This window comes from Streptomyces albiflavescens, assembly GCF_014645835.1.
Classification (GTDB): Bacteria; Actinomycetota; Actinomycetes; order Streptomycetales; family Streptomycetaceae; genus Streptomyces; species Streptomyces albiflavescens.
This window is the reverse complement of the sequence record NZ_BMMM01000022.1, coordinates 66,449-91,668: the sequence shown is the minus strand read 5'-3', so window position 1 is coordinate 91,668 and position 25,220 is coordinate 66,449. Positions and strand designations below refer to the sequence as shown.

At 70.0% G+C, this 25,220-nt stretch carries 27 protein-coding genes and 1 pseudogene; 13 read left to right on the top strand and 15 right to left on the bottom strand.

What is annotated here, in order from left to right; all coding sequences use genetic code 11:
* Nucleotides 1-111 precede the first annotated feature (111 nt).
* The 3 genes from IEY95_RS41190 to IEY95_RS41180 form a co-directional block, all read right to left on the bottom strand.
* The gene (locus tag IEY95_RS41190) at nucleotides 112-1,383 is read right to left on the bottom strand and encodes a hypothetical protein (protein WP_189191371.1); all 1,272 of its coding nucleotides are present in this window, start codon (nucleotides 1,381-1,383) and stop codon (nucleotides 112-114) included.
* Nucleotides 1,384-1,710: 327 nt separating this feature from the next.
* Nucleotides 1,711-2,697 carry a sphingomyelin phosphodiesterase gene (gene sph, locus IEY95_RS41185; protein ID WP_189191370.1) on the bottom strand — a complete coding sequence of 329 codons (987 nt, stop codon included), beginning with the start codon at nucleotides 2,695-2,697 and terminating at the stop codon, nucleotides 1,711-1,713.
* Between the two features lie 158 nt (nucleotides 2,698-2,855).
* Nucleotides 2,856-3,440, bottom strand: coding sequence for a TetR/AcrR family transcriptional regulator (locus IEY95_RS41180; RefSeq protein WP_189191369.1), 585 nt, complete (start codon nucleotides 3,438-3,440; stop codon nucleotides 2,856-2,858).
* Between the two features lie 50 nt (nucleotides 3,441-3,490).
* On the opposite strand from IEY95_RS41180, the gene IEY95_RS41175 reads away from it, so the two are divergent.
* Nucleotides 3,491-3,730 carry a hypothetical protein gene (locus tag IEY95_RS41175; protein ID WP_189191368.1) on the top strand — a complete coding sequence of 80 codons (240 nt, stop codon included), beginning with the start codon at nucleotides 3,491-3,493 and terminating at the stop codon, nucleotides 3,728-3,730.
* Nucleotides 3,731-3,781: 51 nt separating this feature from the next.
* Here the strand turns inward: IEY95_RS41175 and IEY95_RS41170 are convergent, their stop codons facing one another.
* Complete coding sequence (locus tag IEY95_RS41170) at nucleotides 3,782-4,453, bottom strand: dienelactone hydrolase family protein (protein WP_189191367.1); 672 nt, start codon at nucleotides 4,451-4,453, stop codon at nucleotides 3,782-3,784.
* 191 nt (nucleotides 4,454-4,644) lie between these two features.
* Here IEY95_RS41170 and IEY95_RS41165 point away from each other — a divergent pair, with 191 nt between their 5' ends.
* Both IEY95_RS41165 and IEY95_RS41160 read left to right on the top strand, forming a co-directional pair.
* Nucleotides 4,645-5,037: a VOC family protein gene (locus IEY95_RS41165; RefSeq protein ID WP_189191366.1), complete on the top strand. Its 393-nt coding sequence runs from the start codon at nucleotides 4,645-4,647 to the stop codon at nucleotides 5,035-5,037.
* 54 nt (nucleotides 5,038-5,091) lie between these two features.
* Entirely contained in the window at nucleotides 5,092-6,162 is a 1,071-nt protein-coding gene (locus IEY95_RS41160) for an adenosine deaminase (protein WP_189191365.1), read from the top strand.
* Between the two features lie 156 nt (nucleotides 6,163-6,318).
* Here the strand turns inward: IEY95_RS41160 and IEY95_RS41155 are convergent, their stop codons facing one another.
* The 3 genes from IEY95_RS41155 to IEY95_RS41145 form a co-directional block, all read right to left on the bottom strand.
* On the bottom strand, nucleotides 6,319-6,819 hold the full coding sequence (locus IEY95_RS41155) for a mycothiol transferase (RefSeq protein WP_189191364.1): 501 nt from the start codon (nucleotides 6,817-6,819) through the stop codon (nucleotides 6,319-6,321).
* 27 nt (nucleotides 6,820-6,846) lie between these two features.
* Nucleotides 6,847-8,337, bottom strand: coding sequence for a carotenoid oxygenase family protein (locus IEY95_RS41150; protein ID WP_189191363.1), 1,491 nt, complete (start codon nucleotides 8,335-8,337; stop codon nucleotides 6,847-6,849).
* A gap of 99 nt (nucleotides 8,338-8,436) precedes the next feature.
* Nucleotides 8,437-9,330, bottom strand: coding sequence for a LysR family transcriptional regulator (locus IEY95_RS41145; RefSeq protein ID WP_189191362.1), 894 nt, complete (start codon nucleotides 9,328-9,330; stop codon nucleotides 8,437-8,439).
* A gap of 125 nt (nucleotides 9,331-9,455) precedes the next feature.
* Here IEY95_RS41145 and mgrA point away from each other — a divergent pair, with 125 nt between their 5' ends.
* The gene (gene mgrA / locus IEY95_RS41140) at nucleotides 9,456-10,445 is read left to right on the top strand and encodes an L-glyceraldehyde 3-phosphate reductase (protein ID WP_189191361.1); all 990 of its coding nucleotides are present in this window, start codon (nucleotides 9,456-9,458) and stop codon (nucleotides 10,443-10,445) included.
* A gap of 10 nt (nucleotides 10,446-10,455) precedes the next feature.
* On the opposite strand, the gene IEY95_RS41135 is transcribed toward mgrA, so the two are convergent.
* Nucleotides 10,456-11,445: an oxidoreductase gene (locus IEY95_RS41135; RefSeq protein WP_189191360.1), complete on the bottom strand. Its 990-nt coding sequence runs from the start codon at nucleotides 11,443-11,445 to the stop codon at nucleotides 10,456-10,458.
* A gap of 99 nt (nucleotides 11,446-11,544) precedes the next feature.
* Between IEY95_RS41135 and IEY95_RS41130 the strand changes: the two genes are divergently transcribed.
* Nucleotides 11,545-12,471 (top strand): AraC family transcriptional regulator, encoded by a 927-nt coding sequence (locus IEY95_RS41130; protein ID WP_189191359.1) that lies wholly within the window; start codon nucleotides 11,545-11,547, stop codon nucleotides 12,469-12,471.
* Nucleotides 12,472-12,522: 51 nt separating this feature from the next.
* Here the strand turns inward: IEY95_RS41130 and IEY95_RS41125 are convergent, their stop codons facing one another.
* Nucleotides 12,523-12,810, bottom strand: coding sequence for a DUF1905 domain-containing protein (locus tag IEY95_RS41125; RefSeq protein WP_189191358.1), 288 nt, complete (start codon nucleotides 12,808-12,810; stop codon nucleotides 12,523-12,525).
* An 80-nt stretch (nucleotides 12,811-12,890) separates the two neighbouring features.
* Complete coding sequence (locus IEY95_RS41120; RefSeq protein ID WP_189191357.1) at nucleotides 12,891-13,268, bottom strand: nuclear transport factor 2 family protein; 378 nt, start codon at nucleotides 13,266-13,268, stop codon at nucleotides 12,891-12,893.
* Nucleotides 13,269-13,626: 358 nt separating this feature from the next.
* On the opposite strand from IEY95_RS41120, the gene IEY95_RS41115 reads away from it, so the two are divergent.
* From IEY95_RS41115 to IEY95_RS41100, 4 genes are all read left to right on the top strand, one after another.
* A complete protein-coding gene (locus tag IEY95_RS41115; RefSeq protein WP_189191443.1) occupies nucleotides 13,627-14,037 on the top strand; it encodes a hypothetical protein in 411 nt (136 codons plus the stop codon).
* A gap of 110 nt (nucleotides 14,038-14,147) precedes the next feature.
* Nucleotides 14,148-16,490, top strand: a complete 2,343-nt coding sequence (locus IEY95_RS41110; protein WP_189191356.1) for an ABC transporter ATP-binding protein/permease — start codon at nucleotides 14,148-14,150, stop codon at nucleotides 16,488-16,490.
* Between the two features lie 6 nt (nucleotides 16,491-16,496).
* Nucleotides 16,497-17,117: a hypothetical protein gene (locus tag IEY95_RS41105; RefSeq protein WP_229703706.1), complete on the top strand. Its 621-nt coding sequence runs from the start codon at nucleotides 16,497-16,499 to the stop codon at nucleotides 17,115-17,117.
* Between the two features lie 69 nt (nucleotides 17,118-17,186).
* Complete coding sequence (locus tag IEY95_RS41100; RefSeq protein ID WP_189191355.1) at nucleotides 17,187-18,188, top strand: serine/threonine-protein kinase; 1,002 nt, start codon at nucleotides 17,187-17,189, stop codon at nucleotides 18,186-18,188.
* 106 nt (nucleotides 18,189-18,294) lie between these two features.
* On the opposite strand, the gene IEY95_RS41095 is transcribed toward IEY95_RS41100, so the two are convergent.
* The gene (locus tag IEY95_RS41095; RefSeq protein ID WP_189191354.1) at nucleotides 18,295-19,602 is read right to left on the bottom strand and encodes a streptophobe family protein; all 1,308 of its coding nucleotides are present in this window, start codon (nucleotides 19,600-19,602) and stop codon (nucleotides 18,295-18,297) included.
* 162 nt (nucleotides 19,603-19,764) lie between these two features.
* Here IEY95_RS41095 and IEY95_RS41090 point away from each other — a divergent pair, with 162 nt between their 5' ends.
* Nucleotides 19,765-21,219, top strand: a complete 1,455-nt coding sequence (locus IEY95_RS41090) for a DUF6777 domain-containing protein (protein WP_189191353.1) — start codon at nucleotides 19,765-19,767, stop codon at nucleotides 21,217-21,219.
* Nucleotides 21,220-21,429: 210 nt separating this feature from the next.
* On the top strand, nucleotides 21,430-21,918 hold the full coding sequence (locus tag IEY95_RS41085) for a helix-turn-helix domain-containing protein (RefSeq protein WP_229703705.1): 489 nt from the start codon (nucleotides 21,430-21,432) through the stop codon (nucleotides 21,916-21,918).
* A gap of 42 nt (nucleotides 21,919-21,960) precedes the next feature.
* Here the strand turns inward: IEY95_RS41085 and IEY95_RS41080 are convergent, their stop codons facing one another.
* Complete coding sequence (locus IEY95_RS41080; protein WP_189191352.1) at nucleotides 21,961-22,563, bottom strand: ClpP family protease; 603 nt, start codon at nucleotides 22,561-22,563, stop codon at nucleotides 21,961-21,963.
* 1 nt (nucleotide 22,564) lies between these two features.
* Nucleotides 22,565-23,218 (bottom strand): ATP-dependent Clp protease proteolytic subunit, encoded by a 654-nt coding sequence (locus tag IEY95_RS41075; protein ID WP_189191351.1) that lies wholly within the window; start codon nucleotides 23,216-23,218, stop codon nucleotides 22,565-22,567.
* 162 nt (nucleotides 23,219-23,380) lie between these two features.
* Between IEY95_RS41075 and IEY95_RS41070 the strand changes: the two genes are divergently transcribed.
* Nucleotides 23,381-23,737 (top strand): putative quinol monooxygenase, encoded by a 357-nt coding sequence (locus tag IEY95_RS41070; RefSeq protein WP_189191350.1) that lies wholly within the window; start codon nucleotides 23,381-23,383, stop codon nucleotides 23,735-23,737.
* Nucleotides 23,738-23,767: 30 nt separating this feature from the next.
* On the opposite strand, the gene IEY95_RS41065 is transcribed toward IEY95_RS41070, so the two are convergent.
* Nucleotides 23,768-24,199: a (2Fe-2S) ferredoxin domain-containing protein gene (locus IEY95_RS41065; protein ID WP_229703704.1), complete on the bottom strand. Its 432-nt coding sequence runs from the start codon at nucleotides 24,197-24,199 to the stop codon at nucleotides 23,768-23,770.
* A gap of 110 nt (nucleotides 24,200-24,309) precedes the next feature.
* A pseudogene (locus IEY95_RS49705) lies at nucleotides 24,310-24,506 on the bottom strand (epoxide hydrolase); the annotation flags it as partial.
* A gap of 209 nt (nucleotides 24,507-24,715) precedes the next feature.
* On the opposite strand from IEY95_RS49705, the gene IEY95_RS41060 reads away from it, so the two are divergent.
* The gene (locus IEY95_RS41060; RefSeq protein WP_189191349.1) at nucleotides 24,716-25,198 is read left to right on the top strand and encodes a VOC family protein; all 483 of its coding nucleotides are present in this window, start codon (nucleotides 24,716-24,718) and stop codon (nucleotides 25,196-25,198) included.
* The last annotated feature ends 22 nt before the right edge of the window (nucleotides 25,199-25,220 follow it).

The window sequence follows — 25,220 nt, the reverse complement described above, 5'->3', positions numbered from 1 at the left end:
AGCGGCAGCACCGATGCCGGTCAGAGCAGATGGCACCGCGTGCTCCAGCAGTGCCATCCAGGTCTCGTCACGGGTGAGCAGAGGCCCGACCAGGTTGTGCGCTCAGCGGGTTTACAGCTGTGGCTGCGGCATCCGTTGCCAGCTGAACGGGCCGTAGGTTGTGTCGGTGACGGCGTAGTTGGCGTTCGGGTCTGCGGTCAGCTTCAGCCATTCCAGCGGGGTGGTGCTGCCGTGCACGACGATCCGGTGGAAGTTCGAGACGTTGTAGTACGGGTGCTCGTTCCACGCGTTGTTACCCGGGTCGTGGGCGCACACGCTGGCGCCGGTGGCCGGGTCCGTCTCGCCGGTGCACGTCGCCGTCGGCGAAAGTGGGTTGTCCGAGCGGTACAGGTGCGAGTCACCGTTGAGCATCAGCACCGGACGGCCGAACTCGGTCGTCTTCGCCGCGACCTCGCTGATGATCGGCTCGTAGTTCGTCAGGTGGTCCTTGGTCTTGCCGTCGAGGTCCCACATGTCCGCCTGGGCCGTGATCACCACCGCCTTGGCGTGATTGGCCCGCGCGTCGGCGAAGGCGGCATCGAGCCAGCGGACGTCGGCCGCGGTCCGGTTGGTCCGCTCGTCGGTCTGCGCCTGAGTCGCGGTCGGCACCTTGTACCAGGGGTCGCCGTCGTTGTTCGAGCCACCCGGCACGTTTATGGTCACGAAGACGATGTCGTTCTGCGCCCACCTCACGTTCTCGACGTACTGCGCGTCGCCCGGGTGGCTCGGGTCGTAGGCGGTGGCCTGGGACACCACGTTCAGCGTCCCGCTGCCCAGGGTGTGACCGGGCTGCGCGAAGAAGTCCTGCCGGACTTTTGCGAGGTTGTCGAGCGGGTTGCCACAGTGGTAGCTGACGCAGTCCGCCGTGTTGGTCGACAGGCCGCTCGTGCCGATGTAGTTGATCGCACCGGAGGCCGAGTTGTAGAAGCCACCGCCCTGACCGGGCGAGGTGAGACTCGACGCCTTGTGGCAGTCGGCCCACTCGTTGTCGCCCGGCGTGTAGACGAGCGGCTTCGTGAAGGTCTGCCACACGGACGCGACCGAGGAGTCGTAGTCCTCGGTGCAGAACTCCTTGCCCGAGTGGATGTCGCCCACCTGGATGACGTCGCTGATCGTCGGGTCACTGTTAATGGTGCCGATGAACGCCGGAGTCTTTTGGAACTGCGAGGTGTCGGCGGTCTGGCCCCCAGGCGCGTACGCCGACTTGCCGTACGGCGAGTCGCCGAAGACGGCGAGCGTCAGTGGGCTGCCGGCCGCCGATGCCGTGGCGACCGACCCCACGGAAGAGGCAAGGCTGACGGCGACGAGCGTGATCAGGCTGCCCTTTAGCGTGCGTCTCAACATGCGTTGCTCTTTCAGGTCCGGTTGAGGGGGGCGCTCCCAGTGAACTGGACCCTCAGGAAGCGCGACATGGCATCAATAGCGGCCTGGAGATGACGCGTAAGCGAATTCCGGCCGCGCCGGCAGGCCGGATCGATCTCCGCCCGGGGCGACCGTGTGTGCGAGGCGCCGCTGCGGCCGGAATCGCGACCGTGGCCCGCGCCGCGGCACCCGCCAGCCCGGCGGTGCTCTGCCGCACCGCCTGAGACTCAGTCGGGCCCGAGGGCGGTCACACCAGGTCGCCCGATCGCTGAGTGGCCCCTGCCGGCCTGCGGCAGGGGCCCGCGGCGCTCAGCCCGTGTACGCGCTCAGCGGATAGTGGTCCGAGAGGTTCGTATACGTGTAGTCGGTGCCCCAACTGGACACCGTCCAGGGCGCGGACTGCTCCTTGACGACCTCGTTCTTCCACACCGTGGGGCGGGCGTGACCGGCGCGGTGGAGGACGTAGTCGAGGTCCTCACGGGGGTCGGTCGGATAGCGGTCGTGCGCGATGGAGTTCTCCTGTGTGTCGAAGGAGTACGGGTGCCCGGTCCGTGCGTCGGCTCCGACCAGGCCGGCGTCCGCGAGCATCGACGCGTACTCCGGGCTGCGCGAGTCGACATTGAAGTCACCGGCGACCAGGACCTGTTCGTCCGCCGGGATGTTCCTGGCGTCCAGGAACGCGTCGATCGCCTTGAACTGCCGGCTGCGCATGGAGGCGGCCTCACCCGCGCTGCATCCCGGGTCCGTCGACTGCGCATGGGTGCCCACCACATGAACCTTGGTGCCGTTCACATTCAGCACCACATAGGCGAACCCCTTGTTGGACCACCAGTCCGCGCCGCACGCGTCCTTGTAGACGTACTGCTCCTTGTGCAGGATGGGCCACTTGCTGAGTACGGTCACGCCGCCGTCCTCGGGTGTGGTCGACGAGTACGCACCACCGGTCGCGTCCCAGCCGCTCTTGCTCCGGCCGACCACCGGCGTCTGGTACGGGTACTCGCCCGCCGCCGCGCTCTTGAGGGCGTCCGACGAGGAGTTGTCGAACGCCTCCTGCAGCACGACGACGTCGTTCCCGCGGAAGAACGAGGTCTTCGGTATCTCCGCCGCGCGGTGGTCCTGCCCCCAGTTCGGGTACAGGTTCTTGCTCATGAGGAAGACGTTGTACGTCAGCACCCTCAGCGAAGGAGTCGTCGCGGTGTCCGCCGACGCGGGCGCGGCTCCGACGAGGCACGCGGCGGTGAGCGAGAGGACGAGGGTGGCTGCGCCCTGAGCGCGGCGCAGTGAGGAGAGCGGCACTGGATCTCCCTGTGGGTGAAGGGGGTTGGGTGGCGCCGCACATCAAATCACCGGTGATTACTGCCAGGTAACTCCCGTGCACGGAAAGGATGTCTCCCAGAAGTACGTCCAGCGGCCGGCCCAAGGGCGTGCCCGCGGTGCGTCCCCAGGCACCTGCGTCAGGAGCCCGCCGCCGCGGCCGGTGCCCCGAGGCGCAAGCCGTCGATGACCAGGTCGAGGAGCCGGGCGACGCGCGCCTCGCCCTCCTCGCCCGGGCCAATCCTCCACAGGAAGCCCACCATCAGCAGTACGTCGTCCGGGTCGACACCGGGCCGGATGCTGCCGTCGTCCTCGCAGGCGCGCAACAGCAGGGTGATGGCGCCGATGACCGAGGCGTAGATCTCGCCCGCAAGGCTGTCGTCGGTGAGGGAGTGCAGGACGTCCGACAGGCCGTGCTTGATCCGCCCGTAGTACGCGAGGCGGTCGAACCAGAGGCGCAGCGCTTCCAGCGGGGGGTGCTCCTTCAGTAGCTCCGGCGCGTACGCCGCGAGTTGGTCGACTTCGTGGCGGTAGACCGCGAGGATCAGGGCCTCGCGGGTGGGGAAGTGCCGGTACAACGTCCCGGGCCCAACGCCCGCCCTCTTGGCGATGGAGTTCAGCGACGCATCGCTGGATTCGGTGAACGCGTCCCGTGCGACCTCGATGATGCGGGCGCGGTTCTGCCGCGCGTCCGCCCGCACGGGCTCGCTGCTCCGCTCGGCCATGCTGCCGCTCCGTCCTCTCGCCGTGGACCGCTTGCTCCTATCGGGGTGACTTGCTTACCGGAGACCTCCGGCCCACGCGGGGCGCCCGCGCCGCAACCCGCCCCTACCGCCTGCTGAACGCCTCCACCTCCTGGCTCTACCCGGTGTTGCGCCGCCTGTTCCCGCGGCACACGACCACGACGGACACGGTGGGCCGGGCCATGCTCGCGGTGACGCGACGTCAAGGGCGAGGACCGCGCGTGCTCACCAGCGTGGGGATCAACGGCCTTGCTGCCCAGGGGGCGGCGTAGCGGCCGCTCGCCCGCGAGGGATCGTCGCGGGGCGGGCGGCCGTCCGAGGGCTCAGCCCAACTGTTCGTGCAGGAAGGCCACCGTGCTCTCCCAGGCCTGTGCGGCCGACTCGGGGGCGTACGCCTCGGGGCGGCCGTCGTTGAAGAAGGCGTGCTGGGCGGGGTAGAGCCGGAAGTCGGGTGTGATGCCCGACTGCTGCTGGATCGCCGCGCTCAGCTGCTCCAGGCTCTCCTTCGGGATGGTGGTGTCGAGTTCCCCGTAGTGGCCCAGGATCTGCGCCTTCAGACCGGAGAAGTCGGGCAGCTCGCCCTGGATCACGCCGTAGAACGGCACTGCCGCGCTTACTCGCGGGTCGGCCGCCGCCTGGTAGATCACTTCGTACCGCACGGCTTGCGCGGCGGCCAGGCAGCCGAGACAGCCGACAACGGCGAGGATCCGCTGCCGCGTCGTACGACCGAGGACGAGGCCGGCCACGGCGGCCAGGGCGTACGGAACGATCCCCGTGCCGGTGTACGTCACTCCGCGTGCCACGGCGAGGGCCACATCCGGGCGGTGTCCGACCGACCAGGAGGTGAGGTCCTCGTCGCCGAACAGCGCCGCGCCGTCCCGGCCGATGACGATCAGTGTCAGCAGCACGAACGCGACCGCGCTCCCCACCGCCGTCGAACCGGCGAGGTCCGTGGCGTCCTCCCGGGACGGTGCGATGCGCCGGGCTGCGGCCATCGGAGCGGCCCCCTTCCATGGTGGTCACGCATGGTGGTCACGCGGACAGGGCAGGAGACCGCACCCCGCGCTGACTACAATCCTGTAGACGATCTACGCAACTGTAGACGATTAAGGGGTGGGGTGCGTTCCCGGAGCATTCGACCTGATGCCGTACGCTACGTGTTACGTATAACTCCGGAGAGGTCCCGATGAGACGCATCGCCCTGGTCACCCTCGTCGTCGACGACTACGACGAGGCAATCCGCCACTACACCGAAGCACTCGGATTCCGGCTCGTCGATGACACGCCGCGCCCCGACGGCTCCCGCTGGGTCGTCGTCGAACCGGGCACCGAGGGCGGCGGCATTGGGTTGCTGCTGGCCCGGGCCAAGAACGAGGCGCAGCGCGGCCGAGTCGGTGACCAGACCGGCGGACGCGTGGGCTTCTTCCTGCACACCGACGACTTCGCCCGCGACCATGCCCGGATGCGGGCCGCCGGTGTGACCTTCCTGGAGGAGCCGCGCCACGAGCCGTACGGCTCCGTCGTCGTCTTCCAGGACCTGTACGGAAACCGCTGGGACCTGCTCCAGCCCGCCGCCTGAGCCCCCGAGAACCCGCCGCACACCACCTGCCGAACCTGCCGAGGAAAGACACGCATGACCGCGCCCCGCATCGACGCCGACACCATCCGCCGCCTCCCCAAGGCCGTACTCCACGACCACCTCGACGGCGGTCTGCGCCCCGCCACCCTCGTGGAGCTCGCGGAGACGGTCGGCCACACCCTGCCCACCACCGACCCGCAGGCGCTGGCCGACTGGTACTACGAGGCCGCCAACTCCGGTGACCTGGTGCGCTACATAGCCACCTTCGAGCACACCCTCGCCGTGATGCAGTCCCGCGAGGGCCTGCTGCGCACCGCCGAGGAGTACGTCCTCGACCTGGCCGAGGACGGCGTCGTCTACGGCGAGGTCCGGTACGCGCCCGAGCTGATGGTGAACGGCGGGCTCACCCTGCCCGAGGTCGTCGAGACCGTGCAGGAGGGCCTCGCGGCGGGCATGGCCAAGGCGGCCGCCGCCGGCACTCCCGTGCGCGTCGGCACCCTGCTGTGCGGCATGCGCATGTTCGACCGCACCCGCGAGATCGCCGACCTCGCGGTGGCGTTCCGGGACGGCGGCGTCGTCGGCTTCGACATCGCGGGCGCGGAGGACGGCTTCCCGCCCGCCGACCACCTCGCCGCCTTCGAGCACCTGCGCGGCGAGAGCGTTCCGTTCACCATCCACGCCGGCGAGGCCCATGGCCTGCCCAGCATCCACCAGGCCCTCCAGGTCTGCGGCGCCCAGCGCATCGGCCACGGCGTCCGGATCACCGAGGACATCGTCGACGGCAAGCTCGGCCGCCTCGCGGGCTGGGTGCGCGACCGCCGCATCGCCCTGGAGATGTGCCCGACGTCCAACCTCCAGACGGGCGCGGCCATCTCCATCGCCGAGCACCCCATCACCGCCCTGCGCGACCTGGGCTTCCGGGTCACCCTCAACACCGACAACCGTCTGGTGTCGGGCACGACGATGACCCGCGAGATGTCGCTGCTGGTCGAGGAGGCCGACTGGGGTGTCGAGGACCTGCGCACGGTCACGGTGAACGCGATCAAGAGCGCGTTCATCCCGTTCGACGAGCGCAACGCCCTCATCCGCGATGTGGTGCTGCCGGGCTACGAGGCCGCGCGCTAGGGAATCCCACGAGCGGGCCGGGTTCCAGGGAAACCCACGTGGCGCTCCAGGCATCCCACGAGCGGGCCGGGTTCCAGGGAAACCCAGGTGCGGGCCGCGCTCCAGGCAATCCCGCATGGGCCGCGCACCGGGGAATCCCGTGTCCGCGGGCCGTGCCTAGAGCAGCCCGCGTACGTACGCCGCCTGGCCGACGTGCTGCAGATCGTCGGCCAGGACGCTCACCAGCCGTACGCCGAGGGTGACCGCCGGGGTCCAGCGCTCGTCCACGACGCGCTCCAGGTCCTTGGCGGCCAGCCCGCGCAAGAATCCCAGGCTCTGCTCGTGCACGGCGTCGTAGTAGCCGATGAGCAGGGCACCCGAATCCACCCGCACCTTGGCCACCTGCGCCGGGGTGTGACCGTACCCGGTGTCCCGGCGGGGCAGATCGAGTCCGAAGCGCTTCTCCCAGCCTTGCGCCGGCCAGACCTGGTCGAGCTCCGCGGCATCGGCGACATGGTCGTCCTGGATCCGGGTGAGATGCCAGATCAGCCATGAGATGGAGTTGGCGGTCTCGGCGGGCCGGGCGTTGAGGTCGTCCGGGTCCAGACCCTCGACGGCGGCATGGACTTCTTCCTGGATGCGGCTGTACGCGTCGATGAGGATGTCCTTGGCATGCATGGGTCCACCATCGCGCACAGCGGCGCCTCACGCGTCCGGAATCCAGCTCCCGTGGAAGCCCAGCGGCACCCGGCCGGGCAGATGGATCCGGGCGACCGGTTCACCCGTGAAGTCCTGGGCGGCCAGGACCACCAGGTCGGCGGCCCCACGATCGGGGTTGTGCACGTACGCGATCGCGTAGCCGTCGTCCTCGGCCCGCGCCCCCGCCGAGGGGACGAAGACGGCTTCCCCCGCGGCGGCGTCCCGCGGCAGCCGGTGCACCTGGGTGGTCCCCCGGAACAGGTCGTGCTTGATGAGCGCGTTGCTGAAGGCGCGGTCGGGCGGATTTCCGTCGGCCGTCATGTACGCCAGCGTCATGTCGGCGGCGGCCGCGGTGTAGGCGTACCGGTGCCGCCGGCTCACCAACGCCTCGTGGACGCGCGGGAATTCCTGTGGGCGGTCGTCGATGGTCCGGGTGCTTACGTGGCCATGGGCCAGGTCGACGGTCCAGCGTTCGAGCGAGGCGGTGCCCGCTCCGTAGGGTCCGTCGGAGCCGCGGCCCGCGACATGGAAGGGTGCCGGATAGGTCGTCATGTCGATGACCACGGACGAGCCCTCGTCGTACGCGTTCAGGGTGTGCGAGTAGTAGACCGGCTCGACCTCGAACCAGCGCACCCTGCCGCCCGCGCGCGGCAGCAGGCCGACGCGCATCGGGTGCTTCTCGTTCCAGATGTACGGGACCAGGTCGCCCCGCTCCGCGGCCGCGGGGTCGAAGGTGATGGGCAGGTCGAAGATCACGACGTATTTCTCGGTGAGCGCGAAGTCGTGCATCATCGGCCCGTCCGCGACCGGGATCCTCGTGGTCCGCACGACCCGGCCCGTGTGATCGATGACGTGGTGCCGGACGTGGTCCCAGGTCGGGTAATAGGCGATGGCGTGCAGTTCGCCGGCCGCCGCGTCGAACTTGGTGTGCGCGGTGAACGCCCCCTTGAGGGTGCCCCGGAAGTCGTACGTGCCCACGGTGTTGAGCTCGTGGTCGAGTTCGTACGGAAGGGGTCCGCTCTCCTGGAGCGTCAGGATCCGGCCGCCCAGGCCGATCACATGGGTGTTGCACGGGAAGTCGTCCGGCGGCACGGGCCCGGGGTAGGGCTCGCCCAGCTTCGTGGCCACCGACGACGAGCGGACCCAGCGGTTGCGGTACCACTCGGCGCGGCCGTCGCGCAGCCGCACGCCGTGCACCATGCCCTCGCCGAGCATCCAGTGGTGGGCGCGAGGGTCCTCAAGTCCCAGGACATTGGGGCCGTTTCGCAGGAATCGGCCGTTCAGGTCGCGCGGAATCCGTCCGGTGACCGGCAGGTCGAACGCCGTCAGTTCCTCGGTGACGGGCTTGAACGCCCCCTCGAGGAAGGGGTAATGCCTGGCGTCCGGTGTCCGGGGTGGAGCTGCCGCCGCCGGTCGGCCGCCGATGCCGCCGACCAGCCCTCCGGCCGCCGCGACCGCCGCGCCTCGCAGGACCGTCCGTCGTGTGTGATCCGTCATCTCGGTACTCCCGCCTCGCAGTTCTCGTGCTGGACGTTCACGAGTCTGCGGCGGAGAACCGGCCTGGTCAGGAGTGCTGGGGCCCTTTCGGGGGTGGTGTCAGCCCCCCTCTTCCGAGGTGTCGAGAAGACTCATCAGCGCCCGCGCCGCCGGGCTGGTGGCCTCCGGCGGCGGCAGCATGGCGACGGTCTCGTACGACGCGTCGGCGGCCCCCTTGAGGGGGAGCGCGGTGAGATCGCCGGCCTCGCGCTTGAGGCCGAAGTGCCGTGGTACGACGGCGATGCCGAGGCCCTCGTGGACGAGCTCCAGAAGGCTGTGCACGTCGTTGACCTCCAGGGTCACGGTCCGCTGCACGCCCGCCGCCGCGAAGGCCGCGTCCGTGGTGCGGCGCGGCCCCCAGTCGGGGTGGAAGTCGACGAAGGCCTCGCCGCCCAGCTCCTCGGGCGTGAGCCCGGCGGCGGTCGCGAGGTGGTGCGTGGGATGGCAGAGCACGGTCATCGACTCACGGGTCAGCGGGACCGAACGCAGCTGGTCGGTGTCGGCCTGCGTCTTGACGGCGAAGGCCAGGTCGAGACGGCCCGCGGCGACCTCCTCGGCCAGCGCTCCGGAACCCGCCTGCCGCAGCCGGATCTCGACATCGGGGTGGCGCCGTCGGAACGCGGCGAGCAGCCTCGCCACATGCACTCCGGCGATGCACTGTTCGGTGCCCAGGGAGAGCGTGCCGCGCAGCACGCCCTGCACGGCGGCCACCGCGTCGTGCGCCGAGCGGACCTGGGCGAGGATCCGCTCCGCCTCGCCCAGCAGCGCGCGACCGGCCTCCGTGAGGGTGACGCGACGGGTGGTGCGGACGAACAGCGGGGCCTGCAGCTCCCGCTCCAGGGCGCGGATCGACGACGACAGGCCGGACTGCGACACCATGAGCCGTTCCGCCGCCCGGGTGAAGTGCTGGTCCTCGGCGACCGCGACGAAGTGCTGTAGGTGGCGCAGTTCCATAAGGGGCAAGAGTAATCGCTGATTGAGAAGCGCCATCGCTGAATCCCATCCGATTCTCCCGTTGGACCGCTGCCCGGGCGCGCGCGAGAGTGGAGACCTGTTTTCCCGGCCTTCAGGAGTACGCGTTGTACACCGCACACCCCGACCGTTACGCGGACATGCCCTACCGGCGCACCGGACGCAGCGGTCTGAAGCTCCCCGCGCTGTCGCTCGGCCTGTGGCACAACTTCGGCCCCGACCGGCCGGTGGAGACCCAGCGCGCGATCCTCCGCCGCGCCTTCGACCTCGGCGTCACGCACTTCGACCTCGCGAACAACTACGGGCCGCCGCCCGGCGCCGCCGAGTCGGCCCTCGGCGACGCCCTGAAGGCCGACTTCGCGTCCTACCGCGACGAGCTGGTCATCTCCACCAAGGCGGGATACCTGATGTGGCCGGGCCCGTACGGCGAATGGGGCTCGCGCAAGTACCTGCTGTCCTCGCTCGACCAGAGCCTCGGCCGGATGGGCCTGGACTATGTGGACATCTTCTACTCGCACCGCCCCGACCCGGAGACTCCTCTGGAGGAGACGATGGGCGCCCTGCATTCGGCGGTCCAGCAGGGCAAGGCGCTGTACGTGGGCGTCTCCAACTACTCGCCGGAGCAGACCCGTGAAGCCGCCCGTATCCTCGGCGAGCTGGGCACCCCCCTGCTCATCCACCAGCCGCGCTACTCGATGCTCGACCGCCGCCCTGAGGAAGCGCTCCTGGACGCGCTGGACGAGCTTCAGGTGGGCTCCATCGCCTACTCGCCGCTGGAGCAGGGCCTGTTGACCGGCCGCTACCTCGACGGCATCCCGGAAGGTTCGCGCGCAGCGAGCGACAGCCCCTTCCTCAGCGCCGACACGGTCACCGAGGATCTCGTACAGCAGCTGCGTGCCCTCGACGAGATCGCCAAGTCGCGTGGGCAGTCCCTGGCGCAGCTGGCGCTGGCCTGGGTGCTGCGCGGCGGCCGGGTGACCTCCGCGTTGATCGGCGCGAGCAGCCCGCGGCAGGTGGAGGACAGCGTCGCGGCCGTCGGCAACCTGGAGTTCGATCCGGACGAGCTCGCCCGGATCGACGCGATCATCAAGCCGTGACGCCCCCTGGTCAGGCGGTGAGGCGCTCGCTGAGCTCCCACAGCCGGTCGGCCGCCTCGGCGTCGATGGCGTAGGGCAGCACCCCGGCCTTCCATGACCTGTTCATGAGGGTCCAGTCACGTCCCTCCTCCAGTGTCATCCGGGGTGCGACGTCGCTGTTCTCGCAGTAGAGCCCGCCCATTCCGTCGAGCAGGGGGCTGGTGGCGCACCACACGCTGGTGGCCGCCCCCTGCTCGACGTTCTTGAGCTGCCGGTCCGGGTCCAGGATCGGCTCGCCGTCGTCGTCGAGGACACCGACGGCCTTCAGGTCCTCCTCCGCGAGGTACCGCTTCAGGCCGGTGTCGACGATGCTCCCCGGGTGCAGGGAGAAGGCGCGGATGCCGTCCGCCCTGCCGCGCTCGTCGAGCGCGAGGGCGAAGAGGATGTTGGCCGTCTTCGACTGACCGTAGGCGACCCAGCGGTCGTACTCGCGGTGCTCGAAGTGCGGATCGTCGAACAGGACGGGCGAGAACCGGTGCCCCCACGAGGACACCGAGACGACCCGGGCCCCGTGCGCCCGGCGCAGTGCGGGCCTCAGGCGTGCGGCCAGCTGGAAGTGGCCGAGGTGGTTGGTGGCGAACTGCACCTCGTATCCCCGTGCGTCGCGCGTCAGCGGCGTCGCCATGACGCCCGCGCTGTTGATCAGGATGTGCAGCGGCCGGCCGGAGGCGAGAAAGCGTTCGGCGAAGGCGTCGATCGAGGCGGGATCCAGCAGATCCAGGGTCTCGATCTCGATGCCGTCGATCCCTTTGAGCGCGGCCCGGGCCTTCTCGATGTCGCGTGCGGGTACGACGACCTCGGCGCCGGCGGAACGCAGCACGCGGGCCGACTCCAGACCGATGCCGGAGTATCCGCCGGTGACGATGGCGACCTTGCCGGTCAGGTCGACGCCCTTGATGACGTCCTCGGCGGTGGAACCGGCGTCGAAACCGGAGTGGAGGGGCTGTTGGACGGTGGTCATGGCTCGGATCTCCTCATGTGTGCCTTGGAGCCACCGTAAGACCGGCGATCCGTACGATGAATGCTTGATAGTCCGCATTACTTGCGCGATAGTACGGACATGTCAGTCGACCCACTGTCCGACACCCTTGCGCTCACCGACGCACGCTGTGTGATCTCCGGGGGGTTCACCGCCGGGGGGCCCTGGGCGCTGCGGTTCCCCCGGCCGAACCGGCTCAAGATCACCGCCGTCGTCAGGGGCACCTTCTGGGTGGCCCTCGACGGCATGCCGGCCGTGCTGCTGGAGCCCGGCGATGCGGCCGTCTTCGACGGCAGCCGCCCCTTCGTGGTCTCCAGCGATCCGGCACTGGAGCCGGTGGACGCATCGAGGCTCTTCGCGGACTCGCCAGGGCCCATGGTCCACCTGGGCGAGGGCGAGGACGTCGTCTCTGTCGGCGGCCATGTCGAACTGGGGCGCTCGGGAGAGGAGTTGCTGCTGCACGCGCTGCCGCCGCTGATGCACGTCCGCGCCGACGCGGCGGAGGCGCCCGTGCTGCGCTGGCTGCTCGACCAGCTGCTGCGCGAACTGACGGCCGGGCGGGCCGGTGCGGACTTCGCGGCGGACCAACTGGCCCAGCTCATGTTCGTCCAGGTCCTGCGCGCCTACCTGGCGGATGCCGAGGCGCTGCCGGCCGGCCGGCTGCGCGCCCTCGCCGACGACCGCATCGCCCCGGCCCTGCGCCTCATGCACGCCGAGCCCGGCCACCCCTGGCAGCTGGAGGAACTCGCCAGGGCGGCGGCCATGTCCCGCACCACCTTCGCCCAGCGGTTCCGCGCCGTCGCAGGTGTACCGCCGCTGACCTATCTGCTCTACTGGCGCATGAGCGTGGCCCGGCGTGCGCTGCGCGACGGGGACGCATCCGTGTCGGCCCTCGCCCAGAAGGTCGGATACACGTCCGAGAGTGCGTTCAGCAATGCCTTCAAGCGCACGACCGGCATCGCGCCGAGGCGCTACCGGGACGCGGTGCGGGCGGCGGCCACGAGTTGAGCGGACCCCTCGGGGCAGGGGCCACGTGCCGAGTGGTCCCCTGCGACGGCGCTATACGTTGAGTCGCTCCTCCAGGCGGACGGTCACCGTGTCTCCCTCCTCCTTCCCGATCGCCTTGCGTACGTCGGCCTTGACCGGCAGCTTGTGCGTGCCGTCACCGAGGGCCATGAACGAACTGCGGAAGGGCCGGCCGTCGATCGTGCCGCTGACCTTGACCAGTCCGCGGGTTCCGAATAACGCGACGGACTCCGGCCAGACGACATAGGTCCAGCCACCCTTCTCGGGGCTCTTCCGCAGTACCGCGGTGAACTCCGCGTCCATCTTGCTCACCGTGCTCATTCGATCCTCCCGGTCCGGTGGTTCTCCTACTCAAGAGACCATCCGGAGCGGGAAAACTCATCGCGGCCCGTCGTCCCGGCCTAGGCCGGGACGCGGTCCAGGAACCCGTGCACGCTCCGGATACGGCCCTCGCCGTCCAGCGTGATCACGTCGAACCCGGCGACGGGTGCCGAGCCGTCCGCCTCGTTGACCAGCTCCCAGCCGAAGCGGGCGATGTCGTGGTGGCCGTCGACCGTGCCCAGCAGCCGGAACGCGAACCCCGGGAACTGCTCGTGCGCCGCCGCGATCACGGCCGCGATCTGCTGGTGCCCGTGGACGTCCGCCAGCGGGTCTGTATAGCTGCCGTCGGCGGTCCAGGCGGCGGCGACCGCCTTCGCCAGCGCGTCCTGTTCGCCCGCGTTCCAGGCCTCGAAGTAACGGGCGACGGCGGTCTCGTAACGGTCGTTGTTCGCGGACATGGTGAATCAGCCTCCATCGAGGTCGTACCTGCTGGTCAGGGGCCGAATCCCGATGTGTTGTGCCCCGTCGGGATCCGGTACGACCACCATGCCGGGCGCCGCGGGGGGCGTCGATTACCCCACGGGTAAAGGGCCTGGGCGAGGGGCATCGGCGCTGTCCGCTCCGTTTCGGCCAAACGAAGCTGTGAATATGCCAAGAGACTGGCTGGAATGGCATGGTGACAGAGTGTCAGGAGTGGCGATACTCAATTCCTAGGGCAATTCAGCCATGCCCGGACAGCAGCATCGTGCACAGCACATGAGCCGCGGGGAAAGCGAGGCCGGACCGGCAGCGAGCGACGCCGATGGGGGAGCGATCGTGCACGACGAATTCCTGTGCCATGTCACCGCGTATGGAATATGTGGTGGTCAGCGCGTCGGCGTCCCCCTGGGGACGTATCGCGCGCCGACCCTGGCGCTGGCCCTGTGGTGGATGCGGGACCGTGCGGCGTGGATGGCCGAGCGGCTCGACCCCCAGCCCGACGACCCGACCTTTCCGCCGCACTCGATCTCGCCCGTGGCGGACACCGTCCCGGACGTGCCGAGCATGCTGCGCGCCTGGTGCGGCGATTCGGTCCAGCAGGAACTGGTGGCCGAGGAATTGGCCGCGGGAAAGCTCGTTCGGATCGCCACCAGTGACGACACCACCGAATACGAATTGCTCGCCGAATCCGTGGACGCGCTGCGCATGCAGCGGACCGCCGCCGTCCTGGGCATTTCCGCAGCCTGACATCGCCCCGTCGTCCCGTTGGTGTCACCCCCGGAGCAGTGGCTCGGCGGCCCTGCCACGCCCGGCGTAGTGATCAGGCGCACATGTGGACGAATAGCTAGAATTCTGGCATGCGAGAGCGGCCGGTCGCCTCGACTGCGCCCGAACTCGTCATCGAGACCGAGACGGGCTCCACGGTGATGAGCCCGAGCCGCGAATATCACGTCGGGCGTGATCCCTTGAGCGATGTGGTCCTCGACGACGACCGGGTCTCGTGGCACCACGCCGTACTGCGGCCCGAGGCCGATCACTGGACGCTCGAGGACGAGAACAGCAGGAACGGCACCTACGCAGACGGCCGGCGCGTCCACGAATGGGACGTGGGGCCGGGCAGCGTCATCCGCTTCGCCAACCCCTCCGACGGCCCGCGTGCCGTCCTCCTCGGACGCCCTCCGCCCGCCACGGAGCGTCTCTCCGCCGTCTCCATGCCCGCAGCCACCGGCACCTTCCGCCGGCCTTCGGTCGTACTGCCGCTACCGGCACGTACCGTCCGGATCGGCCGCGGCGGCGACAACGACCTGGTCGTCGACGAGCTGGTGGTCTCCCGGCAACACGCGGAGCTGCACATCTGCCCGGACGGGACGTACGAAATCGTCGACCTCGGAAGCCACAACGGCACCTTCCTCAACGGCGTGCCCGTCGCGTGCGCTCCGGTCACGCCGGGTGACATCGTCGGCATCGGCCACGCCGCGTTCTGTCTCGTCGGCGACCAGTTGCAGGAGTACATCGACACGGGCGAGGTCTCCCTGGATGTCCAGGACCTCACCGTCGAGGTGGACCAGGGCCGCAAGAAGCTCCTGGACCAGGTGTCCTTTCCCGTCGGCGAGAAATGCCTGCTCGCCGTCGTGGGCCCGAGCGGCGCAGGAAAGTCCACCCTCCTCAATGCCCTGACCGGGCAGCGCCCCGCCGACCGCGGCACCGTCCTCTACGACGGCCGGGATCTCTACCGCGACTACGCAGAACTGCGCCAACGCATCGGCCTGGTCCCGCAGGACGACATCCTGCACACTCAGCTCACCGTGCACCGGGCCCTCGGGTACGCCGCCAAGCTGCGTTTCCCGCAGGACACCGCGAAGGCGGAGCGCCGCGCGCGGGTCGACGAGGTGATCGGCGAGCTGGGCCTGGCGCAGCGCGTCGGCCAGCCCATCCACAGTCTGTCCGGCGGCCAGCGCAAGCGGGTCAGCGTGGCACTGGAACTGCTGACCAAGCCGTCGTTGCTGTTCCTCGACGAGCCGACCTCGGGTCTGGACCCCGGTATGGACCGCTCGGTGATGCACATGCTGCGCGGTCTCGCCGACGACGGCCGTACGGTCGTCGTGGTCACCCACAGCGTGCTCAGCCTCGACGTCTGCGACCGGCTCCTCGTGCTCGCGCCCGGCGGCACGGTCGCCTACTACGGCCCGCCCGACGACGCCCTCGCCTTCTTCGGTCACCGGCAGTGGCCCGAGGCCTTCGAGGCCTTCGAGCGGGACCAGGGACGGGACTGGGCGGCGGAGTACCGCGACTCGCCGTTCCACGACGAGTACATCGACAACTCCAGCACGCAGCCGCATCTGCCGCGGCCCGCCCCGGACGCGGTCGTCGTACCCCCGCCCAAGGCCCAGAGCTGGGGATCCCAGCTCGGTACTCTCGTCCGCCGCTACGCGGCCACGCTCGCCGCCGACCGGACCTTCCTGGCTGTCATGATCGCGCTCCCGTTCGTGATGGGCGTGATGGCCCGAGCCCTGGCCGGCAGCGAGCTGACTCTGGGGACGGCGATGAACGCACTGCTCATCCTCTGCGTCGGCGCAGTCCTGACGGGCGCGGCCAACGCCGTGCGCGAACTGGTCAAGGAGCGGGTGATCTACCAGCGCGAGCGCTCGGTCGGACTGTCCAGATCGGCGTACCTCATGTCCAAGGTCGTGGTCCTCGGCACCGTCAGCGTGCTGCAGGCGATCGTCCTCACCCTGGTCGCCCTGCTCGGCGTCGACCTCAACGCACCCCGTGGGGAAGGGGTCCTCATGCCGCCGCTCGTGGAGATCACGGTGGCCGTGGCCCTGCTCGCCTTCACCGCGATGATGCTCGGCCTCCTCGTCTCCGCCCTGGTGTCCAAGGAGGAGGTCACCATGCCGCTGCTGGTGCTGCTGGCCATCGTCCAGGTGGTCTTCTGCGGCGCGCTGTTGAACGTGAACGGAGTGCCCGCCATCGAGCAGCTGTCGTGGCTGGTGCCCTCGCGCTGGGCTCTGGGTGCGATGGCCGGGACCATCGACCTGGCCCGGATCGTGCCCGGCGACCTGACGTCCTACTCGCTGTTCCGGCACGACGCCGGTGTCTGGTTGCTCAACGTGTCGATGATGGTCGTGCTGTCCGTGGTCTTCGGGTACGCCGTGGACCGACTGCTGCGGCGGTACGAACCCGCGGTCATGCGGAAGTAGGCGCCGATGACGACCCCCGACTTCCGCCCCACACATGTCGTCCCCAAGGACGGCCTGGCGGCCTGGGAGACCCCGGACCCGTCCCGGCCCACCGTTCCGCTCGACGCGCTGTTGCCGGTCCAGCTCGTCGACCGGTTCGGGGACTGGGGCCGGATCGTGTGCGCCAACGGCTGGTCGGCGTGGGTCGACGGCCGCCTCCTGATCGCCGTACCGCAGGCCCCGCCCGCCGCGAGCAGCCCGCTCACCCGCACCGCGGACCCGCGCCCGCTGCTCGCCCGCGTCGAGGAGGCGCTCACGAACTACCGCAGCGCCGCCGAGGAACTCGCGGCCGGGCAGCTCGACGGGGAGTCCTTCCGCGACCGCACCCAGGGACAGCGGATCGGGGTGGTCGTCGATGGCGAGTCCGTGTGGCTGTACGACGGTGAGCACGAGCGGTGGGTGTACTGCGACGGGACCCGGCTGAGCACCTTCGCGGCCGAGGGGGACCCGGCATCGGCGAGACCGGAGCCGACCGGTGTGGCGCCCGAGGCGCAGGGGCAGGCCAAGGGTGTACAGGAATCGGCTGCCGAGAGCCGCGAAGCCACCCGCCTGGTGACGTACGACGGAGACGACCAGGGTGACGGCTGATGGACGGCGCGCGGGTCGACCGGGGGGACGGCTGATGGGCAGTGCGCGACACGATGGGGGCGATGGCTGATGAACGGCTCCCGGCACGGCACCAGCCTGTTCTCGGGGAACCCGTCCGATCTGATCGGTCGGACCATCGCGGGCTACCGGATCGTGGATGAGATCGGCCGAGGCGGGATGGCCGTGGTCTATCGTGCCATTGACCTGCGTCTGGACCGCACGGTCGCCCTCAAGCTGCTCGCGCCGGGGCTCGCCCGCAACGACACCTTCCGCGGCCGCTTCACCCATGAGTCGCGGGTGGCCGCCGCGATCGAGCACCCGAACATCGTGCCGGTCTTCGACGCGGGCGAGGCGGACGGCGTCCTCTACATTGCCATGCGGTTCGTCGTCGGGCGCGACCTGCGCCAGCTGCTCGACCGCGAGGGGCCGCTCCCGGTCGCGGTGGCCGCCCGGATCGGCGTCCAGGTCGCCTCGGCGCTGGACGCGGCCCACGACCACGGCCTGGTGCACCGGGACGTGAAACCCGGCAACATCCTGGTGGCGCGGGGCACCGACAGCGACCACCCCGAGCATGTCTACCTCACGGACTTCGGCCTGACGAAGAAGTCGCTGTCGCTGACCGGGTTCACCAACGTCGGCGAGTTCGTCGGCACGCTCGACTACGTCGCACCGGAGCAGATCTCGGGGAAGCCGGTGGACGGCCGGTGCGACGTCTACAGCCTCGCCTGCGTCGTCTACGAGACGATGGCCGGGAATCCGCCCTTCCAGCGCGAGGACGACATGGCGCTGCTGTGGGCCCACCAGTACGACCAGCCGCCGGCCCTGACCGGGAAGCGCCCCGACATCGCGGCCGACGTCGACGCCGTACTGGCGAAGGCGCTCGCGAAGAGCCCCGAAGACCGGTACGACTCCTGCCTCGCCTTCATGGCCTCGCTGCGAGCGGCGGCGCGAGGCGCCACGGGCGCGGGCGGGAAGCCGGCCCGGGCCGACGCCGAGGCCGTAGGGACACCCGGGCATTCCGGTCCGCCACCGGAACCGCCGAGCTGGGCCCGGCCGGTCTTCCCGCGCTAGGGGGTTTCTGATGGATCTCCGTGGAAGAAGGAGCGGCGTTCGGTGCGTGTTCGCGGCGTGCCGGGCGTCGCGACGCCGCGGAGATCCATCAGAAACCCCCTAGGCGTCAACCTCTGTCAGGGGTGGCTGTCTCGACCTCGCCCTTCCGGTGGACGCGCTTCGCCAGCAGGCCGCCCAGGAACCCGGTGACCAACCCCCACAGCGCGGCGAACCCGAGCGCGGTCCACACCTGCGGCTTCAGGAAGAGTTCGCCCTGCAGACCGCCGCCGATGTCGCCGATGCCGAGGACCGACAGGCCGTAGTGCGCCGAGATCCGGCCGACGAGACAGATCATCAGCACCGTGAGCACGAGCGCGACCGCCATGTGCACGGCGTGCTGCCAGGTCCGCATCCGAGCCGGTGAACGGGCCGCCATCAGGAATGCGGCGGCGAGGAGCAGCACCGCGTCGACAACCACCAGCCACCACACCCGGGCGTCGTGCTCGGCGAGGGTGTGGATGTTGAGTGTGGAGACGTCCGGAGTGCGCAGCACCTCGTCGAGCAGACGCGGCATCGGCAGCCCGAAGGGGCCGTCGACCCGGCCGTTCCAGGTGGCGCCCAGGCCGATCGTGAGGCTGAGCCAGACGAGGTTCGGGAGCCCCAGGAGGATCAGGGCGAACGTCGCGGAGGCGTGATCACGGGTCGCCGCCGCCACCAGCCCGATGACCACGCCCAGCGCGACGTACGTGAGCAGCAGTGCGACCATGGCGAAGGCGGCCGGACGCACCGACTCCTGGAAACGCAGCAGCCGCGCGGGAAGCGGCGCTCCGGGCGAGACCAGCAGGGCGAGGACGAACACACCCGCCAGCCACAGCACCCCGAAGCCGACGGTCCGCGGCACGTCGGTCGTGAAGCCCACCTTGGGCGTGGCACCGAACAGTTCACCGATATCGGAGATGGTCCCGTTCCCGAGGGAGATCTCGAAGTTCTGGCGGGCGAAGAGCGCGAGTCCGACCAGGGCCAGCACCCACAGGACGGCGAACCGGGCGGCCCACCCGGTCAGTTCGGCGGCGCCGGCGACGGCCCGGTGCCGCAGCGGCCGCAGGAAACCGGCCGCGATCACCAGGGCTCCGGCCAGCGTGACCGAGAGCGGAATCACCGTCAGGCCCGCCTGGGTCTCGGCGATGACTCCGGCGTCACCCGCGAACTCGACGGTGCCGCCGACCGCTGTCACGACGGTGGCCGCGACGACCCGCGGGTACGCGTTGTCGGGTAGGTCCGTGGCACCCGCCGCCCACAATCCGATTGCGGCGACCGCCCCCATGACGATCAGCCCGGCCAGCACGGCCATGACGGCCTGGACCCAGCCGTGGCGGGCGGCCGTCCGCTCACCGTTGCGGGCAACTGCCTGGTCGGACGGTGTGTGGGGGCTCACCCTGCCACGCTATGCACCGCCGACGCGGTCCGCCCCTCGGGAGGTCCGACCGCGTCGGCTTGCGGGCAATACCAGATCGGAGCACACAATAGGTTCGTTATGGAAAAAGCGGAATGAAATGTGTTAAGTGCCGCGGAATTCCTACGCCGGGAAGAAGAGCTCGTGAGCGCCGAACCGCCGCCCTCAGGCCGACCCACCGGACCACCTTCGGGCCCCCTGCAGGGTCCGTCGCAGCCGAGCCCGTCCCGACCGACCCCGACCCAGCCGGGCGGCCGCATACCCACGGAACCGCCGAGCGGTGGGGGCGGTGGCGAGGGCGGCTCGGGTGGCCGTGGTCCGGGTGGCCCGGAGGAGCCGGGGAAGGGGCCTGAGCGGCACTGGTGGAACTCGGCGCCCCGCGTCGCGCTGATATCCGGTGCCGTGGCGGCCGCGGTGATCCTGGGTCTCGTCTTCAGCAACACCAACTCCGGCGGCGGGAAGAACGCCGGCGGTGAGGTCTTCCTCCAGGCCGCGGGGGCGGCCGGCCCCGACCCCTACACCGAGTCGACGGCGAACGACAGTTCCGCCGCGCCCGAGACCCCCACGGTGTCGACCGGGTCGGCACCCGCCAATGTGACGCGCGGCGTGAACGGTTCCGCGCCCGGCCTCTACAGCGGCACCCGCAATGTCGCCAGTTGCAACGTGGAGAAGCAGATCAGCTCCTTGCAGGCGGACCCGGCGAAGAGCCGGGCGTTCGCCTCGGTGCAGGGCATCCAGCCGTCCGGGGTTCCGGCGTATCTGCGCTCGCTCACCCCCGTCCAGCTGCGCGTGGACACCCGCGTCACCAATCACGGCTACCGCAACGGCGCCTCCACCAGCTACCAGGCGATCTTCCAGGCGGGCACCTCCGTCCTCGTCGACTCCCGAGGCGTGCCCCGCGTACGGTGCGCGTGCGGCAACCCGGTGGCGGAGCCGGTCCAACAGAAGACCACACCCAAGCCGACCGGCGACTCGTGGCCCGCGTTCCGGCCCCAGAACGTCGTGGTCGTCGCGCCCTCGGTCACGGTCATCAACGTGTTCGTCATCTTCGACCCCCACAACGACGAGTGGATCGCCCGGACCAGGGGCGACAACGTCCACCACGACAAGAAGACACATCCGCCGACGCGCCTGCCCTTCCCGTCGGTGAGCGTCTCCTCACCGTCGCCGAAGTCCCCGTCGCCGAAGTCCCCCTCGCCGAAGTCCCCCTCGCCGTCGTCGACGTCCTCGTCGGCTTCACCGTCCTCGAAGTCCCCGTCGCCCGAGTCGTCGTCGCCTTCGTCGACCTCGAAGTCACCCTCGTCCGAGTCCTCGTCGCCTTCGTCAACCTCGCCGAAACCGTCTTCGCCGTCGGCATCCGAGTCCCCGTCCAAGGAGTCCCCGTCCAAGGAGTCCCCGTCCTCCGAGTACCCGTCCTCGAAGGCTCCGTCGCCAACGTCCACGTCGGCGCCGGCGTCCGGCTCCGCGTCCGCCGAGCGGACGACGGCGTCCTCGCCCGCGCAGACGGAGTCCGCGCCGGAGCAGCCCTCCTCCGCTCCCAACAGCGGCCCGGAACAGCCCGCGAATTCCCAGGGCCCTGAAGAGTCCTCGGCCCAGTGAGGGCGACCGCCGAAGCCACACCACCGGTCTCCACGGCGGCCGGCGTGTGTGGCGGAACTCGTCGCGACGGTCGATGCTCGTGCGTATGGCCGAGAGCGTCCGACCGGAGTCCGGCGACCATTTTCTGCCGCGGCCGCCCCCACCCCGGATTCCACCGAGAGCGGAACGCCGATGCCTTCCCGTGCAGCTCAGCGCTTCTAGGCTGAAGGGGTGAGCAACCAAGCGCCGAACGAAGCCCGCGTCATCCCTCTGCGCCCGGCGGCCACGTCGCGTCCGGCCCCGGCCCCGGCCGACGTCCCGGCACGAGGGCCTCAACGGTCCCGGCCGGTCCTCGCGCCCAGGCAGACGCCACCGGCCCCCGCGAGCAAGGAGCCCCTGTGGCGCGACCTCGTGGGCGACGTTCTGCGACGCGAGCGCCTCGCTCAGGAGCGGACGCTCAAGGACGTGGCCGACGCGGCCCGGATCTCCATGCCGTACCTCTCCGAGCTGGAGCGCGGCCGCAAGGAGGCTTCCTCCGAAGTCCTCGCGGCCGCCGCTCGCGCCCTCGGCCTCGGCCTCGGCGACCTGCTGTCGCTGACCCAGGACGAGCTCACGCGGCTCGCCCGGGCCGGAGCGGGCCGAGGGCGCACCACGTCGACGACCTCGACCAGCCCGACGACAACGACCTCCAGGTACGACGGCATGTGCCTGGCCGCCTGACCGGTCCGCGGCGGTCCGACGTACGTCACGCGGCCCTGGAGGTCAGACCACCGCGAGCCGTCGGCTCAGCACGTCGTCGGCGAGCCCGTACGCCACGGCCTCCTGCGCGGTGAAGACCTTGTCGCGGTCCATGTCCGCGCGGAGCGTGGCGATGTCGTGGTGCGTGTGGCGGGAGAGCACCTCCTCGACCTGGGAGCGGATCCGGAGCATCTCCTTGGCCTGGAGGGTCAGGTCCGAGACCGTGCCCTGCCGTCCGCCGCTCGCCGGCTGCCCGAGCAGCACACGCGCGTGCTCCAGCACGAACCGCCGCCCGGGGTCGCCCCCGGCCAGCAGCACCGCCGCCGTCGAGGCCGCCTGCCCGACACAGAACGTCGAGATGGGCGCCTGGACGAACGTCATCGTGTCGTAGATCGCCATGAGCGAAGTGAAGGAACCACCCGGCGAGTTGATGTAGATCGCGATCTCGCTCTCCGGGCTCGACGACTCCAGATGGAGGAGTTGCGCGATGACGACGTTCGCCACCCCGTCGTCGATCTCCGTGCCGAGAAAGATGATCCGCTCGGACAGCAGCCGGCTGAAGACGTCGTACGACCGCTCGCCCTGCGGGGTCCGCTCGACGACGTTCGGAATCGTGTACGTACCCATGTCAGAGCCCCATCCGTCGCCGTGACGCGGCCGGGCGGACGTCGTCGAGCGACTCCACGACCCGGTCCACCATGCCGTACTCCTTGGCCTGTTCGGCCGTGAACCAGCGGTCCCTGTCGCCGTCCCGGGAGATCGTCTCCTCGCTCTGGCCGGTGTGCTCCGCGGTGATCCGTTCGATGGCCTTCTTCGTGAACTCCAGGTTCTGCGCCTGGATTTCGATGTCCGCGGTGGTGCCGCCGATGCCGGCCGACGGCTGGTGCATCATGATCCGCGCGTTCGGCAGCGCGAAACGCTTCCCGTGCGCGCCCACACTGAGCAGGAACTGGCCCATGCTCGCCGCGAATCCCATGGCGAGCGTCGAGACGTCGTTCGGGATCAGCCGCATTGTGTCGTAGATCGCGAGGCCCGCGGTCACCGATCCGCCCGGACTGTTGATGTACAGGCTGATGTCGGTCCGCGCGTCCTCCGCCGACAGCAGGAGCAGTTGTGCGCACACCCGGTTGGCGGAGACCTCGTCGACCTGCGTGCCGAGGAAGACGATCCGCTGCGCGAGCAACTGCGCGGCCAGATGGTCGTCGAAGCGTGAGGGAGGGGTGTCGCCCTCCTCGGCCCGCGGCGCGCGGGCCGGGTCCCAGCCGGTGATGAGTGGAGTCATCGTTCCTCCTTGTCGTGACGCGGCTGCCGTAGCCGCGCCCTCCACTCTCGGTCCGACCGAGCCCATGGATCAGTCTTCTCTGCCCGCGGCAGATTCGCCGAGGGCAGAGGGCGTATGCGCATGGCTCGCCCCGGTCGCCCCACCGATCTGTTCGAATACGGTATGAGCATTTTCGTACGCGCACGATTCGACGCCCACGACCAACGACACGCGCATTTCGAGGAGTTGGCACTCGCCCTGCAGGAGCAGGTGAAGGACGAGCCGGGGACTCTCACCTACCGCTGGTTCTCTGCCGGTGCCGGCAGCTACCTGGTCATCGAGGAGTACACCGACGACGAGGCGGTCGCCGTCCACCAGGAACGCGCTGGGGAACTGCTGGAACGGGCAGCGCAGTTCGCGGACCTGGTGTACGCGGAGATCTACGGCACCGTCGGACCCGAAATCCGTGCATGGGCCCAGGCACGTCCTCAGGTGACCGTGTTCCTGGACTTTCCCGCTCACGGCGGCACGGACATCTGAAGCGCCCCACTGGGCCAAGGCCCCGCACAGTCATCGGCGGGTACGCGACCGTGTCTCGCGCGGCGGGCTGATGAACTGCAGCTCCAGCGTGACCGGAGGTTCGGCGATGCCGGGTCCGCCGGCCTCCGCCCAGCGCAGCACCTCGTCCGTACAGTCGTCGTCCATGGCGAACCCGATCCAGGTGGCCCGGCCGCCGGCCCGGCGCCCGGCACCGGACGGCTGCACGACGAGGACGTTGGCCTGGTCGCACGGGCCGAGACAGTCGGTCGTCCGCACGACGAAGCGGCCACCGGACGCGTCGGCGCCGGCCCGCAGCCGCTCCAACTGCCAGGTGTGGTCGGTGCCGGGGTGCTTGCGCGGGTTGCCGCAGCAGCAGCCCCGGCAGACGATCAGGGTGCAGGGCCGGGCACCGGCGGCGCCGATCGAGGTCGTGCGAAAGCTCTGAGGCGTGGCGCCGGTCACGGGGATGCGGGTCCTTTCACACGGGGCGCCGTTCGCCGGAGTGCGGAGTACTCACGGACGGCGTGGATCATCACCGTACGAGACGCCTCGAAGGCGGTGTTGATCACCCCGGCGAACGCGGCGGCCACCGGGGTGGATTCCCAGCCGGTGTCCCGCGTCGGCCCGAAGAGCCCGAATCCGGGAGTGCTCGGAACGACCAGGTGAAAGGCGCGTCCGACGGGTCGCCGGCGTGGGCGCGGGGATCGGTCAACGGCCCCACGACGTCGGTGAATTCGACGATCGAGCCGGGCCAGCCGTGCGTGATGCGGATGTCAACTCCGTGCGGTACCGCGTCCGCGGTGAATTTCCGGCGCCCGGCCGGCGTCCGGAGCCGTGGGCGGCACGCTACCCGCTGGTAGAAGCCGCAGAGGCGGCACACCCCCCGGGGGGACCAAGACGGTGCGCGCGCCACCGATGAGTTTTCGGACGAGGATCGGTCGACAGAGGTGACGACGTTTCCCGCCCGAGGAGGTACGCATGCCCGCCGACGGATTCACCACGTGCCTGTGGTTCGACGGCCAGGCCGAAGAGGCCGCGCACTACTACGTCTCGATCTTCAAGAACTCCAAGCTCGGCAGGATCGGCCGCTACACGGAATCAGGGCCCGGCCCCGCTGGATCCGTCCTGGCCGCCGAGTTCGTGGCCAACGGACAGAAGTTCGTCGCCCTGAACGGAGGCCCCCAGTTCACGTTCGACGAGGCCATCTCGTTCCAGATCCACTGCGACGACCAGGAAGAGGTGGACCACTACTGGAACAAGTTCATCGACGACGGCGGCGAGGCAGGTCCCTGCGGCTGGCTCAAGGACAAGTACGGCCTGTCCTGGCAGGTCGTCCCGAGCAGGCTCATCGACCTGATCAGCGATCCGGACGCGGAAAAGGCGGCCCGCACGACCCAGGCGATGTTCCAGATGTCCAAGCTGGACATCGCGGAGCTGGAGAGGGTGCACGCGGGCGAGTAACGCGTCGAACAGGGCGGGGCCC

What these genes read in the sequence shown, in the direction of transcription:
- IEY95_RS41155 (WP_189191364.1), bottom strand. Translation starts at nt 6,819, where the DNA reads ATGCATGCCAAGGACATCCTCATCGACGCGTACAGCCGCATCCAGGAA.
- IEY95_RS41060 (WP_189191349.1), top strand. Translation starts at nt 24,716, where the DNA reads ATGCCCGCCGACGGATTCACCACGTGCCTGTGGTTCGACGGCCAGGCC.
- IEY95_RS41120 (WP_189191357.1), bottom strand. Translation starts at nt 13,268, where the DNA reads ATGTCCGCGAACAACGACCGTTACGAGACCGCCGTCGCCCGTTACTTC.
- IEY95_RS41070 (WP_189191350.1), top strand. Translation starts at nt 23,381, where the DNA reads ATGAGCATTTTCGTACGCGCACGATTCGACGCCCACGACCAACGACAC.
- IEY95_RS41170 (WP_189191367.1), bottom strand. Translation starts at nt 4,453, where the DNA reads ATGGCCGCAGCCCGGCGCATCGCACCGTCCCGGGAGGACGCCACGGAC.
- IEY95_RS41160 (WP_189191365.1), top strand. Translation starts at nt 5,092, where the DNA reads ATGACCGCGCCCCGCATCGACGCCGACACCATCCGCCGCCTCCCCAAG.
- IEY95_RS41110 (WP_189191356.1), top strand. Translation starts at nt 14,148, where the DNA reads ATGCGAGAGCGGCCGGTCGCCTCGACTGCGCCCGAACTCGTCATCGAG.
- IEY95_RS41075 (WP_189191351.1), bottom strand. Translation starts at nt 23,218, where the DNA reads ATGACTCCACTCATCACCGGCTGGGACCCGGCCCGCGCGCCGCGGGCC.
- IEY95_RS41145 (WP_189191362.1), bottom strand. Translation starts at nt 9,330, where the DNA reads ATGGAACTGCGCCACCTACAGCACTTCGTCGCGGTCGCCGAGGACCAG.
- IEY95_RS41130 (WP_189191359.1), top strand. Translation starts at nt 11,545, where the DNA reads ATGTCAGTCGACCCACTGTCCGACACCCTTGCGCTCACCGACGCACGC.
- IEY95_RS41080 (WP_189191352.1), bottom strand. Translation starts at nt 22,563, where the DNA reads ATGGGTACGTACACGATTCCGAACGTCGTCGAGCGGACCCCGCAGGGC.
- IEY95_RS41135 (WP_189191360.1), bottom strand. Translation starts at nt 11,445, where the DNA reads ATGACCACCGTCCAACAGCCCCTCCACTCCGGTTTCGACGCCGGTTCC.
- IEY95_RS41105 (WP_229703706.1), top strand. Translation starts at nt 16,497, where the DNA reads ATGACGACCCCCGACTTCCGCCCCACACATGTCGTCCCCAAGGACGGC.
- IEY95_RS41190 (WP_189191371.1), bottom strand. Translation starts at nt 1,383, where the DNA reads ATGTTGAGACGCACGCTAAAGGGCAGCCTGATCACGCTCGTCGCCGTC.
- IEY95_RS41165 (WP_189191366.1), top strand. Translation starts at nt 4,645, where the DNA reads ATGAGACGCATCGCCCTGGTCACCCTCGTCGTCGACGACTACGACGAG.
- IEY95_RS41150 (WP_189191363.1), bottom strand. Translation starts at nt 8,337, where the DNA reads ATGACGGATCACACACGACGGACGGTCCTGCGAGGCGCGGCGGTCGCG.
- IEY95_RS41125 (WP_189191358.1), bottom strand. Translation starts at nt 12,810, where the DNA reads ATGAGCACGGTGAGCAAGATGGACGCGGAGTTCACCGCGGTACTGCGG.
- IEY95_RS41100 (WP_189191355.1), top strand. Translation starts at nt 17,187, where the DNA reads ATGAACGGCTCCCGGCACGGCACCAGCCTGTTCTCGGGGAACCCGTCC.
- IEY95_RS41180 (WP_189191369.1), bottom strand. Translation starts at nt 3,440, where the DNA reads ATGGCCGAGCGGAGCAGCGAGCCCGTGCGGGCGGACGCGCGGCAGAAC.